This is a genomic window from Serratia sp. BFP-2025, from assembly GCF_050880365.1.
In the GTDB taxonomy this organism is placed as follows: domain Bacteria; phylum Pseudomonadota; class Gammaproteobacteria; order Enterobacterales; family Enterobacteriaceae; genus Serratia; species Serratia surfactantfaciens.
In genome coordinates this window covers 526227-542769 of sequence record NZ_JBPAFV010000002.1, presented here as the reverse complement: position 1 = coordinate 542769, position 16543 = coordinate 526227, and the positions used below count along the sequence as shown (strand labels likewise).

Here is a 16543-nt window from a genome sequence, read left to right as displayed (position 1 = left end):
TTCTGTCAACGTACAGACGTTGAGGGATTTTCATCTTGTACCAGCGCGATAAGCGTACAGGGCATCGCGGGCGTGGAACCGGCGCCAATCGGTTGCAGAGAACCGTCTTCCTTTTGGCTGAATAACGGAATAACGCCCTGATGTTTCTCCAAATACTCCAGCCAACCGAAATTTTCGTTCAATTTGGTCGCCTTTATGGTGGCGCCTCTGGCGAGCAGGCTGCTCAGGCGGCCGTAGGTGGCTTCTTGATTAAATAAAATTTCATGCCGGCGAAAACGCGAACTTTCCGCGCTGGCGCCGCGTCCTTTCAACGGCGCCCCCGAACGGATGGCGAACACGTGATCCTCGCCGAAGAGGTGACCGAAGTGATAAACCGCCAGCGCGTTTTGGTGGCGATTCGGCGACAGCGCCAGCACCTGGGCGATATTGCTCAGATCGAGATAGTTCTCGGCGTGTTCGGAGTAGGCGTGGCCATAGTAGGCCGGAATGCCTTCCATGCGCGCCTGACGGTAATATTCCCAGCTGCTGTCGGTGACGATCACCGGCACGTTCAGCTTGATCAGCGCCTGCGCCAGCATGCGCGCCACGCTGTTGGCGCCGACGATCAGCACGCCGCGCGGTTTCTGCTGCTGCACGCGCAGCCAGCGCGCCATCATGCCGCTGGTCAGGCTTTGCAGCACCACGGTGCCGATGATGATGGCGAACACTACGGTCACCAGCCGGTCGGCGCCTTGATAACCGCTGCGCTGCAGCGTCAGCGCAAACAGCGAGCTGACCGCCGCGGCGACGATACCGCGCGGGGCTATCCAGCACAGCAGCAGCCTATCGCGCCAGTGCAGGGAAGAGCGCCAGGTCGACACCGCGATGCACAGCGGCCGGGCGATGAACTGCACCGCCAGCAGCAGCAGCAGCAGCGGCCACCCCATGTTCCACAGCGCCTGGATGTCGAGCCGCGCCGCCAGAATGATGAACAGCGCCGAGATCAGGATCGCCGACAGCTCCTCTTTGAACGCCAGAATATCGCTGGTGTCCACGTCGCGCATGTTGGCCAGCCAGATGCCCATCACCGTGACGGTCAACAGGCCGGACTCGTCGGCGATGGCGTTGGACACGCCGAAGGCGGTCAGCATAATAGCCAGCACCGCCAGGTTCTGCAGGTAACGCGGCAGCCAGACGCGATGCAGCGCCAGGCCGAGCAGGTAGCCGAACAGCGCGCCGGCGATAAGCCCGACGGCGGCGGTCACGCCCAGCGTCCAAAACAGGTGGGTATAAGATTCGGCATTCTGCTTCAGCACGATGAACTCGAACACCAGCAGGGTGAAGATGGCACCGACCGGATCGATGACGATCCCTTCCCAGCGCAGCACCTGGTTAATGTTGGCGTTCGGCCGCACCACGCGCATCAGCGGGGCGATCACCGTCGGCCCGGTTACCACCGTCACCGCGCCGATCAGCGCCGCCAGCTCCGGCGGGAAATCCAGCAGCCACCAGCTGGCGAGGCTGATGACCAGAAAGGTGACCAGCATGCCGACGGTGACCAGGTTGCGCACCACGCCGCCGAGGCCGCGTATCTCCTCGAAACGCAGCGTCAGCGCTCCCTCGAACAGGATGATTGCCACCGACAGTGACACCAGCGGAAACAGCAGATCGCCGAACAGCAGATCCGGCTGCACCAGATGCACCGTTGGGCCGAGCACGATGCCGAACAGCAACAGCGGCAAAATGGCCGGCAGGCGCAGCAACCAGGCCAGCCACTGCGCCAGCAGCGACGCCAGACCGATAAGCACCAACATGAGCGGGGCGGATAATTCCATAAGCGAGATCCCTTTCAAATGACGAAATGAGCAACGATGACACAGCCTGATGACAATTCGGCAACCCCGATAACAGGCCGTTAGCCAAAAGTATAGAGTGAAAGCTGAAACGAGGCGGCAATGCGTTGACAGTTAGCGCCTATCGCAAGAAAAGAGATCATAATCACAGTCGAACAGGCTACAATCGGACAAACGCGTCATTTTTATTCTCAAGCCTAAGAGTGTTGCTATGAAAAATATCAATCCTAGTCAAACCGCTGCTTGGCAAGCCCTGCAGCAACATTATGCACAGATGAAAGACGTACGGATCGCCGACCTGTTCGCCCAGGACAGCGATCGTTTCTCCAGGTTCTCCGCGACCTTCAACGACCAAATGTTGGTGGACTATTCCAAGAACCGTATCACGCAGGAAACCCTGGAGAAGCTGCAGGCGCTGGCGAAAGAAACCGATCTGCACGGCGCCATCAAATCGATGTTTGCCGGTGAGAAAATCAACCGCACCGAAGATCGCGCGGTGCTGCACATAGCCCTGCGCAACCGCAGCAACAGCCCGATCCTGGTCGACGGCAAAGACGTGATGCCGGAAGTGAACGCGGTATTGGCCAAGATCAAACAGTTCTGCGCGCGCGTCATCGGCGGCGAGTGGAAAGGCTACACCGGCAAGCCGATCACCGACGTGGTGAACATCGGCATCGGCGGTTCGGATCTCGGCCCTTACATGGTGACCGAAGCGCTGCGCCCGTATAAAAACCACCTGAACATGCACTTCGTCTCCAACGTTGACGGCACCCACATCGCCGAAACGCTGCAGCCGCTGAACCCGGAAACCACGCTGTTCCTGGTGGCCTCCAAAACCTTCACCACCCAGGAAACCATGACCAACGCCCACAGCGCGCGCGACTGGTTCCTGAGCAGCGCCGTCGATCAACAGCACGTGGCCAAGCACTTCGCCGCGCTGTCTACCAACGGCAAAGCGGTGGCTGAGTTCGGCATCGATACCGACAACATGTTCGAGTTCTGGGACTGGGTCGGTGGCCGTTACTCCCTGTGGTCGGCGATCGGTCTGTCGATCGCGCTGTCCATCGGTTATGACAACTTCGAGCAGTTGCTGAGCGGCGCGCACGCCATGGATAAGCACTTCGCCGAGACGCCGGCGGAGAAAAACCTGCCGGTGCTGCTGGCGCTGATCGGCATCTGGTACAACAACTTCTTCGGTGCCGAAACCGAAGCCATTCTGCCGTACGATCAGTACATGCACCGTTTTGCCGCTTACTTCCAGCAGGGCAACATGGAGTCCAACGGCAAGTACGTCGATCGCAACGGCAACCCGGTGGATTACCAGACCGGCCCTATCATCTGGGGCGAGCCGGGCACCAACGGCCAGCACGCGTTCTACCAGCTGATCCACCAGGGCACCAAGCTGGTGCCGTGCGATTTCATCGCGCCGGCCATCAGCCACAACCCGCTGGGCGATCATCACGCCAAACTGCTGTCCAACTTCTTCGCGCAGACCGAAGCGCTGGCATTCGGCAAATCGCTGGAGGTGGTGGAAGCCGAGTTCGCGGCGCAGGGTAAAACCCCTGAACAGGTCAAGCATGTGGCGCCGTTCAAAGTGTTTGAAGGCAACCGCCCGACCAACTCGATCCTGCTACGCGAAATCACGCCGTTCAGCCTGGGCAGCCTGATCGCGCTGTACGAGCACAAGATCTTCACCCAGGGCGCGATCCTGAACATCTTCACCTTCGATCAGTGGGGCGTGGAGCTGGGCAAACAGCTGGCTAACCGTATCCTGCCTGAACTGGCGGGCAGCGAGAAAATCAGCAGCCACGACAGCTCGACCAATGCGCTGATCAACCGCTTCAAGGAATGGCGTTAAGCGCCTGAGTTGAAGCCAATAAAAAACCCGCCGCGGCGGGTTTTTTTACGTCTGCAGAAAATTACAGGTTGATCGGCACTTCGAAGCTGACGCCCGCGCCCACGTCATCGGCGGTGCTGTGATCGTTGTCGGTGTACCACAGGCTGGTGTCGAACTTAACCTGCGACGGGAAGGTGTAACCCCAGCCGACCTGAATACCCTTCAGCGTATCGGATTTCGGGAATGCCTTGTTGATGCTTTGGCTCAGCGGGTTCACCTTGGCGTATACCAGGCGGGTGCTCCAACGCTGGCTGTCGTCCAACACCAGCTCTACGCGGCCGGACAACATTTGGCCGTCGCCGCCCATGGCGTGGCCCAACGGGTAGCCCTGTTGGTAGTAGCCGCCTTTGTAAGTGTAGTGAGTGTACACATAGTTTTTACGGCTCATATCCGAACGGGTGTCTGACCCTTCGATATACCAGTTGATGGTGGTCGGGCCCCATTCCGGGTGGCCTTCCAACCCGAGCAGATAGGTGTTTTGCGACGGCAGATAGCCTGCCTCATCTTCGCCCACCAACTGGCCGTACAGGCTGACCGGCATGCCGATCAGCGGCTGCATTTTCAATTTGAAGTCGAAGCCGGCGAGCTGGTTGCCCGGATCGTTGCCTTTACCGGAATCGTCGTTATCTTTACCGGTAAAGCCGTCCCAGAATGAGCTCCACGACTGCGGACGGCCCTCACCACCCCACATCATGATGCGTGAAGCGCCAAGCTCCAGGAAGTCGGTCGGCATCATGGTAAGGCGGCCACCGATCAGTTTGGTGTGTGGTACGGAACTGTACTGTGACAGCTGGCCGGCGGTCACCTGGTATTGCCAGCGGCCGATCCACGACAGCCACGGGGTTTCAAACGGCGATTGGTCGGCGCGTTGCAGCATGAAGCCCGCTACCGGGCGTGCGGCATCGGAGCGGATCAGGCTGCCGTCGTAGCCAGGGCCCCACCACTGGGAGACTTCGCCGAAGGAGAGCCACTGGTTCCAGATTTTCACCGCGCCGTAGGAGCCGTTCATGTTGAATTTGGAGCCGTCGCTGACGCGCTGATCGCCTTCCACCGAACCCTGCAGACGTACGTCCCAGAACTCGCCGTTGGCGCCGGCGCCGATGGTCAGACGATCGTCGGCGTACTCATTTTGGCCGAAGCCCTGCGGGGTACCGGGCTTATCCGTCGAAGCGTAACCGCTGACGCGGATGTTGGCTTTCAAGGCATCGACGCGGCGCTGCACGCGATCGATGACGTTTTTCTCGGTATTGGTGACCGGCTTGGCCTGCGCGATAACAGAACTGATCTCTTCCTGACTCAGCGGCCAGGTGGACAGGCTGACGTTGATGACGCCACGGTCAGACAGCCAGGCGAGATCGTTACGCAGATCGTTGTCAGGGGTTACCAGGCCGGCGGCGTGGCCGGACAATGCACAGGTAAACAGGCCCGCAGCGACCAGTCCGTTAAGTTTAGCGCGCATAAAGAATTCCCTTGTTAATTCGAGGTTATTGGTTTTATGTAAAGATCTCTGTGACCCATGATAGTTGACATTTCGATTTGCTACAAATCTATAAGCCAGAAACATCTTATTATAACTTTATGAATTAAATGGGGTTTAAAGTGCTTTCGCACGGGGCATGATTTTTAAGACAATGCCTATATTGGCACGGTTGAATCATATTAGCGGTATTCAGAGAGAGGTTTTATGGCAAAAACGTCGCGTTCGATCATGATAGCGAAAGGGCTGCAGCGGGTGCTGAACGTAGGCTTGCTGCTGCTGGCGGCAATTCTGGTGGTGTTTCTGGTCAAGGAGACCATTCACCTGGCGAAGGTGCTCTTTATCAATAGCGAAGAGTCTTCTTCATACCTGTTGATTGAAGGCATCGTGATTTATTTCTTGTACTTTGAATTTATCGCCTTGATCGTCAAGTATTTTGAGTCGGGTTATCATTTCCCGCTGCGCTATTTTATTTATATCGGCATTACCGCGATTATTCGTTTGATTATCGTGGATCACAAGAATCCCATCGATACCCTGATCTACGCCGCGGCGATATTGGTGCTGGTGGTGACGCTCTATCTGGCCAACACCGATCGGCTGAAACGGGAATAGCGGAGATAAAAATGGCGGCCAATGGCCGCCAAAGACACAGGATATAATTACCCGTCGTCTTTCAAGCTACAGCGTTGTTGACTGCACTCGCTAGCTGTAACTTGAAATCCATAGGGTAAAAGATAAGGAAAGACATCCAACGCACTGCAGTGGCACACATTACCCCTTCACGCCGCCGGCCGTCAGGCCGCCCACCAGCCAGCGCTGCGCCAGCAGGAACACGGCGGTAATCGGTATCGCCGACAGCACCGCAGCAGCGGCGAAGTCGCCCCACAGGTAGTTCTGCGGGTTGAGATATTGCTGCATCCCCACCGCCAGCGTGTAGCTGTTCACATCGCGCAGCAGCAGCGACGCCACCGGCACCTCGGTGATGGCGGCGATAAACGACAGAATGAACACCACCGCCAGAATCGGCACCGACAGCGGCAACAGCACCAGACGGAACGCCTGCCACGGCGTGGCGCCGTCCAGCGCCGCCGCCTCTTCCAGCGAGTTATCGATGGTTTCGAAATAGCCCTTGATGGTCCAGACGTGCAGCGCGATTCCGCCCATGTAGGCGAAGATCACCCCGCCGTGGGTGTTCAGACCGATAAACGGAATGTACTGTCCCAGGCGATCGAACAGGGCGTACAGCGCCACCAGCGACAGCACCGCCGGGAACATCTGGAAGATCAGCATGCTTTTCAGCAAGGTGCTCTTGCCGCGAAAGCGCATGCGGGCGAAGGCGTAGGCGCAGGTGGTGGACAGCGTCACGATGCCGATCGCGGTGATCGCCGCGATCTTGATGGAGTTCCACAGCCACAGCAGCACCGGGAACGGCGGCGGCGTCACGCTGCCGTCGGCGTGGGTGACGCTGAAGCCGAGCGCCAGCCGCCAGTGATCCCAGGAGAGGGTTTCCGGTATCAGGCTGCCGGTGGCGAAGTTGCCTGAACGCAGCGAGATGGCCACCACCATCAGCAGCGGGAACATGATCAGGGCGATAAAGCACAGCATCAAAATATGGGTGATCCACAGCCGCAGGCGCTGGGATTTGGGTTGAACCATGGCCATCGTTATTCTCCCTAATCGAAGTTCATCTTGCTGGCTTTCAAATTCAGGATCGCCAGCGCGCCTACCAACAGGAAGATCAGCGTGGCGATGGCGGCCGCCAGGCCGAAGTCTTGCCCGCCGCCGCCTTCGAAGGCGATGCGGTAGGTGTAGCTGACCAGCAGATCGGTATAGCCGGCCGGCGTGGTGGTGCCGATCATGTCCGGGCCGCCGTTGGTCAGCAGCTGGATCAGCACGAAGTTGTTAAAGTTGAAGGCGAAGCTGGCGATCATCAGCGGCGTCAGCGGTTTGATCAGCAGCGGGAAGGTGATACGGAAGAAGTTCTGCCACGGGTTGGCGCCGTCCATCGCCGAGGCCTCGTACAGATCGTCCGGGATCGCCTTCAGCAGCCCCATGCACAGGATCATCATGTACGGGTAGCCGAGCCAGGTGTTGACGATCAGGATCATGCTCTTGGCGGTAAGCGGATCGCTGAACCAGGCCGGTTTGATGCCGAACAGATGGCTGAGCATCATGTTGATCTCGCCGAAGCTCTGGTTGAACAAGCCTTTGAAGATCAGGATCGAGATGAACGACGGCACCGCATAGGGCAGGATCAGCAGCACGCGATATATCGCCTTGCCTTTCAGCGCCTCCCACTGCACCACGCAGGCCAACACCATGCCGACCGCTACGGTAAGGATCACCGTCATCACCGAGAACACGATGGTCCAGATGAAGATCGACACGAACGGTTTTTTGATGCCTTCGTCCTGCAGCACCCGCAGGAAGTTTTTCCAGCCGGTGGTGACGGTATAGCCTGGGCTCAGGGTTTCTTGCGCCCAGCCGCCGTCGGCGTTGATCGCCTGATAGAAGCCGATGTCGCCGTTCGGCCGATAGCGCACCTGGGTCTGGTTATTGGTCAGCGTGCTGCCGTCTTTGTCCAGCGCATACAGCGGGCGGGTGCCGGAGAATTGGCGAAGAGAGCTCATGCGCAGTTCACCGCCGTCGGGCAGTTGCGCCACCAGCTGGCTCAGCGCCTGTCGGTTCTGGGTGATCACCCGCAGCGTGGCACGCTCGCCCTGCGGTGCGGCGCTCTGGGTGGTCAATGCCAGGGTTTGCGGTGCAGCGGCGTCGAGGCGGAAAGGCTCGGAAATCAACGGCTGTTCACTGTCCGGCGAGGTTAACTGCAGGCGCCATTGCTGATTTTCCGCCGGGTAGAGGCCGAAGGTGAAGGTTTTGCCGCTCTGGAACTGGCGCTGCATCAGCACCGATTGCGCGCGCTCAAAGGTCAGCTGGTTGGTGCTGCTGTAGTTGGTAAAGGCGATGGCGATGGTGCAGATCAGCGGGAACAGGACGAACAGTCCCATGCCGGCGACGCCGGGATACACATAGCGCCAGGCGTAGGCACGGCGGTTGGCGAAGACGTAAAGTCCGGCGCTGACCAGGATCAGCGTCAGGATAGCGAACAGGTATTCACCCTGTGCATACATCAACACAATCAGGTAGCAGGTCACCAGGCTGAACAGGCCGACTACCAGCCATTTCAGCGCGTCGCTTTGCCACCACTTCGATTTTTTACGCGCAGGCGTCCCGGCGTGAGCGAATTGCATAGGGCGTTCCTTTCTGTGAAGCAATGGCGGGGCACCGTGGCGCCCCGCACGACGTCATTACTTGGTGATACGGGTCTGCACGTCGTCCAGCGCGGCTTTCACCGTCTGACGGCCGCTGACGGCGTTGATCACCGCGCTGCGTTCGGCGTACCAGAAGGCGCTCATCTGCGGGATGTTCGGCATGATTTCCCCGTTTTGCGAGTTCTGCATGGTGGCGGCGATCTTCGGATCTTTAGCCAGCGCCTCCTGATAAGACTTCAGCGCCACCGCGCCCAGCGGCTTGTCTTTGTTGACGTCCGCCAGCCCTTCGTTGGTCAGCAGGTAGTTTTCGAGGAACTCGGTCGCCAGCTCCTTATTCGGGCTGGCGGCGTTGATACCGGCGGTCAACACGCCGACGAACGGTTTGGACGGTTTGCCTTTGAAGGTCGGCAGCAGCGTCACGCCGTAGTTGATTTTGCTCTGTTCGATGTTGTTCCAGGCCCACGGACCGTTGATGGTCATCGCCGTCTGGCCTTTGTTGAACGCAGCTTCGGCGATCGAGTAATCGGTATCGGCGTTGATGTGTTTGTTTTTCACCAGATCGACGATGAACTGCAGACCGGCCTGCGAACCGGCGTTGGCGACGCCGACATCCTTGATGTTGTATTTGCCGTTTTCATACTTGAAGGCATAACCGCCGTCGGCGGCGATGATAGGCCAGGTGAAATAGGGTTCCTGCAGGTTCCACATGATGGCGCTTTTGCCGCTGGCGCGCAGCTGTTTGTCCAGCGCCGGGATCTCTTCCCAGGTCTTCGGCGGCTGTTTGACCAGGTCTTTGTTGTAAATCAGCGACAGCGCCTCGACGGCTATCGGATAGCCGATCAGCTTGCCGTCGTAACGCACGGCGTCCCAGGTGAACGGAAACAGCTTGTCCTGGAAGGCTTTGGACGGGTGGATTTCGGCCAGCAGGCCGGACTGCGCATAGCCGCCAAAGCGATCGTGGGCCCAGAAGATGATGTCCGGGCCGTCGCCGGTGGCGGCCACCTGCGGGTATTTTTCTTCCAGCTTGTCCGGATGCTCGACGGTGACCTTGATGCCGGTGTCTTTTTCGAATTTCTTGCCGACTTCGGCCAGGCCGTTATAGCCCTTGTCGCCGTTGATCCAGATAACCAGTTTGCCTTCCTCAATCTTGGCGAAGGCGGAAGAAGAGAGCACCAGGGTGGCCAGTGCCGAGAGCGCCAGCGTGCGGGCGAGGGTAATGCTGCGAGTCATAATCCAGTCCTTCTTTTTGTGGGCACATAAATCAAGGAGAGACGTTTCGCGATCATAGTGGGTCACAACGCGACATATTCTCATCCTCCCCCCCTCTACGCCCCTGAGATGAGGAGTGTGATCCAGTTAACGTTGCGCTCTATTCTGTGGCGTCAGGCACAAAATAGGGGGGCGATTTTTGCCAGCTTGATCACAGATTTGCCCTCGGCGCGGAACTTCTCATCGCTGCGGTCGTTCTCTCATCCTCCCGTCTCCTCCCCCATGAAAAATCCTGTTACGGATGATTACCCTTTCCGGCGACTCCCGCACTATCGGCCCCATTGATTTTCAACGCCACGCGCAGCAGGGATACCGGATTTATGTCACCAATGCCTATCGCCACTCAGCCCACCCTGTACCGGATCCATCCGGCCAGTTTCCGTGACGGAAACGGGGACGGTGTGGGCGACGCGCACGGCATGCTGGCGGCGCTGCCCTACCTGAAAGCGCTGTCTATCGACGGTCTGTTGCTGCCGCAGATGCTGGCACCGGAGGTCGAGGCGGCGGTGACGGGCGAAGGGCTGACGCTGTGGTATGGCGATGAAGCCAACCGCGTTTGCAATGCCGTCGCGCCGCAGCGGTTCGCCCACGGCGCGCTGGCGCTGGACGTGATGCCGTTCAGCGCGGAGAAGCTGGTGGCGGTGCTGCACGCCCGCCGCGCGACGCTGGCGGACAGCCTGTGGAGCACCGGCGACGCCGATCAGCCACGGGTGGTGAGCCGCTGGGGGCAGGGCGACCTGCGTTCCGCTACCGCTTTTCTCACCCTGTTGGCGATGTTGCCGGCGCCGATCTGCCTGTATCAGGGCGAAGAGCTGGGGCTGCCGCACGCCGCCGGCCTGCAGGATCCGCGCGGTGCGCAAACGCCGATGCCGTGGCATGAAGCCCCCGAACAGGTCACCGCCGGCGAAATCAGCTGGTATCAGCAGGTGGCGATCGAACACCGCGAGCTGGCCATCAGCCGCCAACAGCACGATAGCCATTCCACCTTACGTTACTGCCAGGCGCTGCTGGCCCTGCGCCGTTCGCCGCTGTTCCAGCGCGGCGAGCTGAACGCGATCAGCCAGCGGGATGGCGTGGTGCGCTTACTTATTACCCATCAGGATCAATGCCTTGAAGCGCTGATAAACCTGCAGCCTTATACTCAGGCGGCCGCGCCGTCTGAGGCGACCTTGCCGTTGGCATGGCAGCACGGCGCGCAGCAAGAGGGTCATCAATGGGTTTTGGCGGGCTTTGCCTCCGCCATTTTCACACGACATGTTAACTGCGAAAGCAGGGGAGTAACGCATGGCTAGCGTCACACTGCGCAGCGTTTATAAGGCCTTCGGTGAGGCCGTGATTTCCAAAGACGTCAATCTGACCATCGACGACGGCGAGTTTGTGGTGTTTGTCGGGCCGTCGGGCTGCGGCAAATCGACGCTGCTGCGCATGATCGCCGGGCTGGAGGACATCACCTCCGGCGATCTGCTGATCGGCGACCAACGCATGAATGAGGTGCCGCCTTCCGAGCGCGGCATCGGCATGGTGTTCCAGTCCTACGCGCTGTATCCGCACCTGTCGGTGGCGGACAACATGTCGTTCGGCCTGAAGTTGGCCGGCGCCAGGAAAGCGGAGATCAATCAACGGGTGAATCAGGTTTCCGAGGTGCTGCAGCTGGCGCACCTGCTCGATCGGCGGCCGAAGGCGCTGTCCGGCGGGCAGCGCCAGCGCGTGGCGATCGGTCGCACCTTGGTGGCCGAGCCGGACGTGTTCCTGCTCGACGAGCCGCTGTCCAACCTCGACGCCGCGCTGCGGGTGCAGATGCGCATCGAGATCTCCCGCCTGCACAAGCGCCTGCAGCGCACCATGATTTACGTCACCCACGATCAGGTCGAAGCGATGACGCTGGCCGACAAGATCGTGGTGCTCGACGCCGGGCGCGTGGCGCAGGTCGGCAAGCCGTTGGAACTGTACCACTATCCGGCCAACCGCTTCGTCGCCGGGTTTATCGGCTCGCCGAAGATGAACTTCCTGCCGGTCAAGGTGACCGCAGCGGAATCACGGCAGGTGCAGGTTGAACTGCCCAACCGCCAGCTGGTGTGGCTGCCGGTGGAAGGAGCGGGCGTTCAGCCCGGCGCCAACCTGTCACTGGGCATTCGCCCCGAACATCTGCTGCCCGGTGAAGCCTCTGAAGTGCGGCTTACCGGCGACGTACAGGTGGTGGAGCAGCTCGGCAACGAGACGCAAATCCACATCCAAATCCCGGCCATCCGTCAAAACCTGGTGTACCGCCAGAACGACGTGGTGCTGGTAGAAGAAGGTGCCACATTCGCCATCGGCCTGCCGCCTCACCGTTGCCACCTGTTCCGTGAAGACGGTACTGCATGTAAACGGCTGCACCAGGAGCCGGGCGTTTAAAGCATCAAAGTCGGTATAACAGGAGAATAATGATGACTACTCTGCGCAAACTTCCTCTGGCACTGGCTGTCGCCGCCGGTGTTCTCTCCACCCAGGCGCTGGCCGTGGATTTCCACGGTTACGCCCGTTCCGGCATCGGCTGGACCGGCAGCGGCGGTGAGCAACAGTGCTTCAAGGCCACCGGCGCCGCGAGCAAGTACCGTCTCGGCAACGAATGCGAAACCTACGCCGAACTGAAACTGGGGCAGGAAGTGTGGAAAGAAGGCGACAAGAGCTTCTATTTCGACACCAACCTGGCCTATTCGGTCTCGCAGCGTTCCGACTGGGAAGACGTGACCCCGGGCTTCCGCGAAGTCAACGTGCAGGGTAAAAACCTGATCGATTGGCTGCCAGGCTCCACGCTGTGGGCCGGTAAGCGCTTCTATCAGCGTCATGACGTTCACATGATCGACTTCTACTACTGGGATATCTCCGGCCCGGGTGCCGGTCTGGAAAATATCGATCTGGGCTTCGGCAAGCTGTCCGCCGCGGTGACCCGCAACTCGGAGTCCGGCGGCTCTTACGGCTACCTGGATAACGAATGGAAACAGCGTCCGACCGTCAACGATACTTTCGACGTGCGCCTGGCTGGCCTGGAGCTGAACCCGGGCGGCACCCTGGAGCTCGGCGTGGACTACGGCCGCGCCAATGCGCAGGATAACTACCGCCTGGCGGATGGCGCCAGTAAAGACGGCTGGATGTTCACTGCGGAACACACGCAGAGCATTCTGAATGGCTACAACAAATTCGTGCTGCAGTACGCCACCGACTCGATGACCTCGCAGAACAACGGCCGCAACGAAGGCGCCACCATCGATAACAATGGCAAGATGATCCGCGTGCTGGATCACGGTGCCATCGACTTCAACGATCAATGGGCGCTGATGTACGTCGCCATGTTCCAGGATATCGACCGCGACAACAACAACGGTACCACCTGGTACACCGTGGGTGTGCGCCCGATGTACAAATGGACGCCGATCATGAGCACCCTGCTGGAAGCCGGCTACGACAACGTTAAATCCCAGCGCACCGGCGATCGCAACGGCCAGTACAAAGTGACCCTGGCGCAGCAGTGGCAAGCGGGCAACAGCATCTGGTCGCGTCCGGCCATCCGCCTGTTCGCCACCTACGCCAAGTGGGATGAGAAATGGGGTTACGCCACCAGTGACGATACCGGGTATAACGCCGGCACCGCTTACAACGACACCAGCATGCATACCTTCAGCCGCGGCAAGGATGACGAAGTCACCTTCGGCGCCCAGATGGAAATTTGGTGGTAACGACAGGATGGGGAGGGCCGCAGGCTCTCCCCCAACCGCATTCGCCGCAGCCGGATCTCTTGCCTGATCCTTCGCGGCGCTGAAAGAGGCTATAACGATGAAAAAGAATCTGCTGTCACTCTGCCTGTCGCTGGCGCTGACCGTCGGCGCGCCTTTGGCGGCCAACGCCGATACGCCGGCCAATGTCTCCGTCGCGCCGGCCATCAGCGCCGCCACGCTGCAAAGCCTGCCGTGGCAGCCGCTGCAGCCGCCGGTGTCGCAAGAGGTGAAGCTCGACGCCGTCAGCCCGCAACTCAATCAGGGCGAGATTCAGGGGGCGATCGCCGCCTATACGCTGCCGGCCGATCGCGGTTCGCTGGAAGTGACGCTGAGCAGCCTCGCCAAAAACAATTCGCTGTACGCGCCGAGCGTGCTGGTGCTGGACGAGCATCTGCGCCCGGCGGCGTATTACCCGAGCAGCTACTTCCCGTATCAGCCGCCGGGGGCGATGTCCTCCGATCGTCTCGAAGGCACGCTGAAACTGACGCCGGCGCTCGGTCAAAAACAGATTTACCTGCTGGTGTACACCACCCGCCAGGATTTGGCGAAGACCACGCAGCTGACCAACCCGGCCAAGGCCTATGCGCAGGGCGTGGGCAACGCGGTGCCGGATATCCCGGATCCGATCGCCGGCCATGCGACGACCGGCACGTTGAAGCTCAAAGTGACCGCCGAACAGGGCACCGGCAACGTGATGATTGGCATGCTGCAGCCTGCGCCGACCGTGGCGCCGGTGGTGGTGGGTTCAAACGCCCCGGCCGCCGCGCCGGCACCGACGCCGGAGAAACCGGCGGAGCCGATGCTCAACGATACCGAAAGCTACTTCAATAACGGCATCAAAAAGGCGGTGAAGGCGGGCGATATCGACAAGGCGCTGAAGCTGATGAATGAGGCCGAAAAGCTGGGCTCGACCACCGCGCGTAAAACCTTTATCAGCAGCGTTAAAGGCAAGGGGTAACACCCGGCGCTGCCGATGCTGGCTCGATGATTGGTGCGCCTTGGCGCACCTTTTTTCATCCGCGCGCCAGCGTTGCGCCGATCAGCGCCAGCAGACGGGCGTTGTCCACCTGCTGCATGATGCGCACCGGCTTGCCCGGAGGCGGCGGCATGCCGACCGTCAGGCGCAGGCTTTCCGGCCGCCAGCGGCGTGAGCTGCCGCGCGTCAACGCCCCTTCCAGCGCCACATCCACATGGAACATTTCGGTCGTGACCAGCTGCGGTTCCAGCAGCCAGGCGATCACCAGCGCATCATGGATCCAGCAGCCCGGCAGGCGCCGCGTATGGCGCGAATAGTCGATCCACGGCTGCGTGGTGGCGCGTAAATAGCGGCACAGCGGCGTATCCGGTTGCGTCAGAGTAGCCAGATCCGCCTGGGTCAGCATGGTCTGGGTGGTGACGTCCAGCGGCGCCAGCGTGATATTGGCGCCGCTGTTCAATACCAGCCGCGCGGCTTCCGGATCCAAACCGAAATTGGTGTCCTTGATGTACCCCTCAACGTTGAACACGCCGCCCATGATGACGATCTCTTTCACCGCCTGCGCCATCTGCGGGTAAAGTTGCATGGCGTGCGCAACGTTGGTCAACGGACCGATCGCCGCCAACGTGACCTCGCCGGGATGCCGGCAGATCAACTCACCGATGGCGATGGCGGCGTCCGGTGCGGGCGCATTGGCGAAAGAAGGCGTGGGCAGGCCGCGCCACAGCGCCGCCAGTTTCGGATCGGCGATCGGGCGGTCCAGATGAGCGCGCCACGGCTCCGGCGGTTCGCTCAGGGCGCGCGCTGCGCCGAGGGCGAGGGGCACTTGATAGCCGCTCTGCGCCAGCAGATCGGTGGCGACGGCAAAGCCCACTTCACGTGGGGTGTTGCCGGCCACGATGCTGATCAGTTCCAGCTGCAGCTGCGGTTTGGCCGCCAGCGCCAGGGCCAGCGCCAGGCCGTCGTCGACGTTGGCACCGGGAACGCCGTTGCCGGGATCGCAATCAATGATCAAACGCATATAAGGTGTCCTGAAAAACCGCTAACAGCCGCACGAGCGGCGGATGCGCAGTTGAAAAGCGAATTCGTGCGGCTCGGCGGGTACGGCGCCGGCGGCCAGCATGGCGATGGCCCGCTTGGCCATGGCGTCGATCGGCTGCTCGACCGCGCTGAGCGGCGGCACGCTGAATTCGGATTGCTGCGTGCCGTTAAAACAGATCAGCGCCAGATCGTCCGGCGCGCGCAGCCCATGCTCCGCCAGTGCCGACAGGCAGCCGAGCGCCTGCTGTTCGTTAGAGGTGAAAATAGCGCGTGGACGCGGGCCTCGCACCAGGCGCTGGGTGGCCTGGTAGCCGCCCTGGCGGGTGTAGGGCACCTCGAAAATCCACTCGTCGCGCGGCGCGATGCCCGCCTCCAGCAGTGCATCGCGCCAGCCGTTCAGGCGATCCTGCGCGTTGAGCATGGTCAGCGGGCCGATAAAAATGCCGATATCACGATGGCCGTGCTGCAGCAGATGGCGGGTTGCCTGGCAGGCGGCGTCGCGTTCGTCGACGCGAATGGCGCAGACGTCGGCCTGGCTGTCGATGGTGTCAATCATCACGCAGGGCGTGCCGGAGGCGCGGATCAGATCGAACCACGGGTGGCGATCGACGCTGGTGTACAGCAGGCCGTCGACCTGGCGGCGCAGCAGGTTGTTGATCAGCTCATACTCGCGCTGCCGGTCGTCGCCGGCGTCGCCCAGCAGCAACACGCGGCCGCGGCTGAAGGCCTCTTGCTGCAGCGCTCGCGCCAGCGTGGCGAAGAACGGGTTGGAAATATCCGGCACCACCAACCCGTAGGTTTGCGTACTGCCGGAGGCCAACGCCCGCGCGATATCGTTCGGTCGGTAGCCGGTTTGCTCGATCGCCGCCAGCACGCGCAGCCGGGTGGCTTCCGCCACCGGGCGCGGGCCGTTGTTGATCACATAGCTGACCACGGCGACGGAGGTACCCGCTACGCGGGCCACGTCGGCGCGGGTAACGCGTCGCGCGGAGTGATTATCCAAATTGGGATCCTGTTCGCC

The 16543-nt window shown here is 60.7% G+C and carries 13 protein-coding genes; 6 read left to right on the top strand and 7 right to left on the bottom strand.

Translation table 11 applies throughout. The features are described from left to right. Positions 1–5 precede the first annotated feature (5 nt). Entirely contained in the window at positions 6–1814 is a 1809-nt protein-coding gene (locus ACRAWE_RS17975) for a cation:proton antiporter (protein ID WP_432525680.1), read from the bottom strand. Between the two features lie 229 nt (positions 1815–2043). Between ACRAWE_RS17975 and pgi the strand changes: the two genes are divergently transcribed. Further along, positions 2044–3690: a glucose-6-phosphate isomerase gene (pgi, locus tag ACRAWE_RS17970; RefSeq protein WP_063918661.1), complete on the top strand. Its 1647-nt coding sequence runs from the start codon at positions 2044–2046 to the stop codon at positions 3688–3690. A 61-nt stretch (positions 3691–3751) separates the two neighbouring features. Here the strand turns inward: pgi and ACRAWE_RS17965 are convergent, their stop codons facing one another. Continuing rightward, the gene (locus ACRAWE_RS17965; protein ID WP_432525679.1) at positions 3752–5188 is read right to left on the bottom strand and encodes a capsule assembly Wzi family protein; all 1437 of its coding nucleotides are present in this window, start codon (positions 5186–5188) and stop codon (positions 3752–3754) included. 225 nt (positions 5189–5413) lie between these two features. Between ACRAWE_RS17965 and psiE the strand changes: the two genes are divergently transcribed. Then, positions 5414–5821 (top strand): phosphate-starvation-inducible protein PsiE, encoded by a 408-nt coding sequence (gene psiE / locus ACRAWE_RS17960; protein ID WP_015379238.1) that lies wholly within the window; start codon positions 5414–5416, stop codon positions 5819–5821. A gap of 159 nt (positions 5822–5980) precedes the next feature. On the opposite strand, the gene malG is transcribed toward psiE, so the two are convergent. The 3 genes from malG to malE are packed head-to-tail and all read right to left on the bottom strand — an operon-like array spanning position 5981 to position 9711. After that, the gene (gene malG / locus ACRAWE_RS17955) at positions 5981–6871 is read right to left on the bottom strand and encodes a maltose ABC transporter permease MalG (RefSeq protein ID WP_004936696.1); all 891 of its coding nucleotides are present in this window, start codon (positions 6869–6871) and stop codon (positions 5981–5983) included. An 11-nt stretch (positions 6872–6882) separates the two neighbouring features. Further along, positions 6883–8460: a maltose ABC transporter permease MalF gene (gene malF, locus ACRAWE_RS17950; protein WP_019453234.1), complete on the bottom strand. Its 1578-nt coding sequence runs from the start codon at positions 8458–8460 to the stop codon at positions 6883–6885. 57 nt (positions 8461–8517) lie between these two features. Then, the gene (gene malE, locus ACRAWE_RS17945) at positions 8518–9711 is read right to left on the bottom strand and encodes a maltose/maltodextrin ABC transporter substrate-binding protein MalE (protein ID WP_019453233.1); all 1194 of its coding nucleotides are present in this window, start codon (positions 9709–9711) and stop codon (positions 8518–8520) included. Positions 9712–10070: 359 nt separating this feature from the next. Here malE and ACRAWE_RS17940 point away from each other — a divergent pair, with 359 nt between their 5' ends. From ACRAWE_RS17940 to malM, 4 genes are all read left to right on the top strand, one after another. Next, a complete protein-coding gene (locus tag ACRAWE_RS17940) occupies positions 10071–11042 on the top strand; it encodes an alpha-amylase family glycosyl hydrolase (RefSeq protein ID WP_197667945.1) in 972 nt (323 codons plus the stop codon). After that, on the top strand, positions 11035–12144 hold the full coding sequence (gene malK, locus ACRAWE_RS17935; RefSeq protein ID WP_063918663.1) for a maltose/maltodextrin ABC transporter ATP-binding protein MalK: 1110 nt from the start codon (positions 11035–11037) through the stop codon (positions 12142–12144). Before ACRAWE_RS17940 ends, malK begins: the two co-directional genes overlap by 8 nt. Before the next feature lie 32 nt (positions 12145–12176). Continuing rightward, a complete protein-coding gene (locus ACRAWE_RS17930) occupies positions 12177–13466 on the top strand; it encodes a maltoporin (protein WP_304621493.1) in 1290 nt (429 codons plus the stop codon). A 97-nt stretch (positions 13467–13563) separates the two neighbouring features. Continuing rightward, positions 13564–14463: a maltose operon protein MalM gene (malM, locus tag ACRAWE_RS17925; RefSeq protein ID WP_432525676.1), complete on the top strand. Its 900-nt coding sequence runs from the start codon at positions 13564–13566 to the stop codon at positions 14461–14463. Positions 14464–14518: 55 nt separating this feature from the next. Here malM and ACRAWE_RS17920 read toward each other — a convergent pair whose 3' ends face one another. After that, on the bottom strand, positions 14519–15502 hold the full coding sequence (locus ACRAWE_RS17920; protein ID WP_063918665.1) for a nucleoside hydrolase: 984 nt from the start codon (positions 15500–15502) through the stop codon (positions 14519–14521). A gap of 21 nt (positions 15503–15523) precedes the next feature. Then, positions 15524–16525: a LacI family DNA-binding transcriptional regulator gene (locus ACRAWE_RS17915; RefSeq protein ID WP_063918666.1), complete on the bottom strand. Its 1002-nt coding sequence runs from the start codon at positions 16523–16525 to the stop codon at positions 15524–15526. Between the last annotated feature and the right edge of the window lie 18 nt (positions 16526–16543).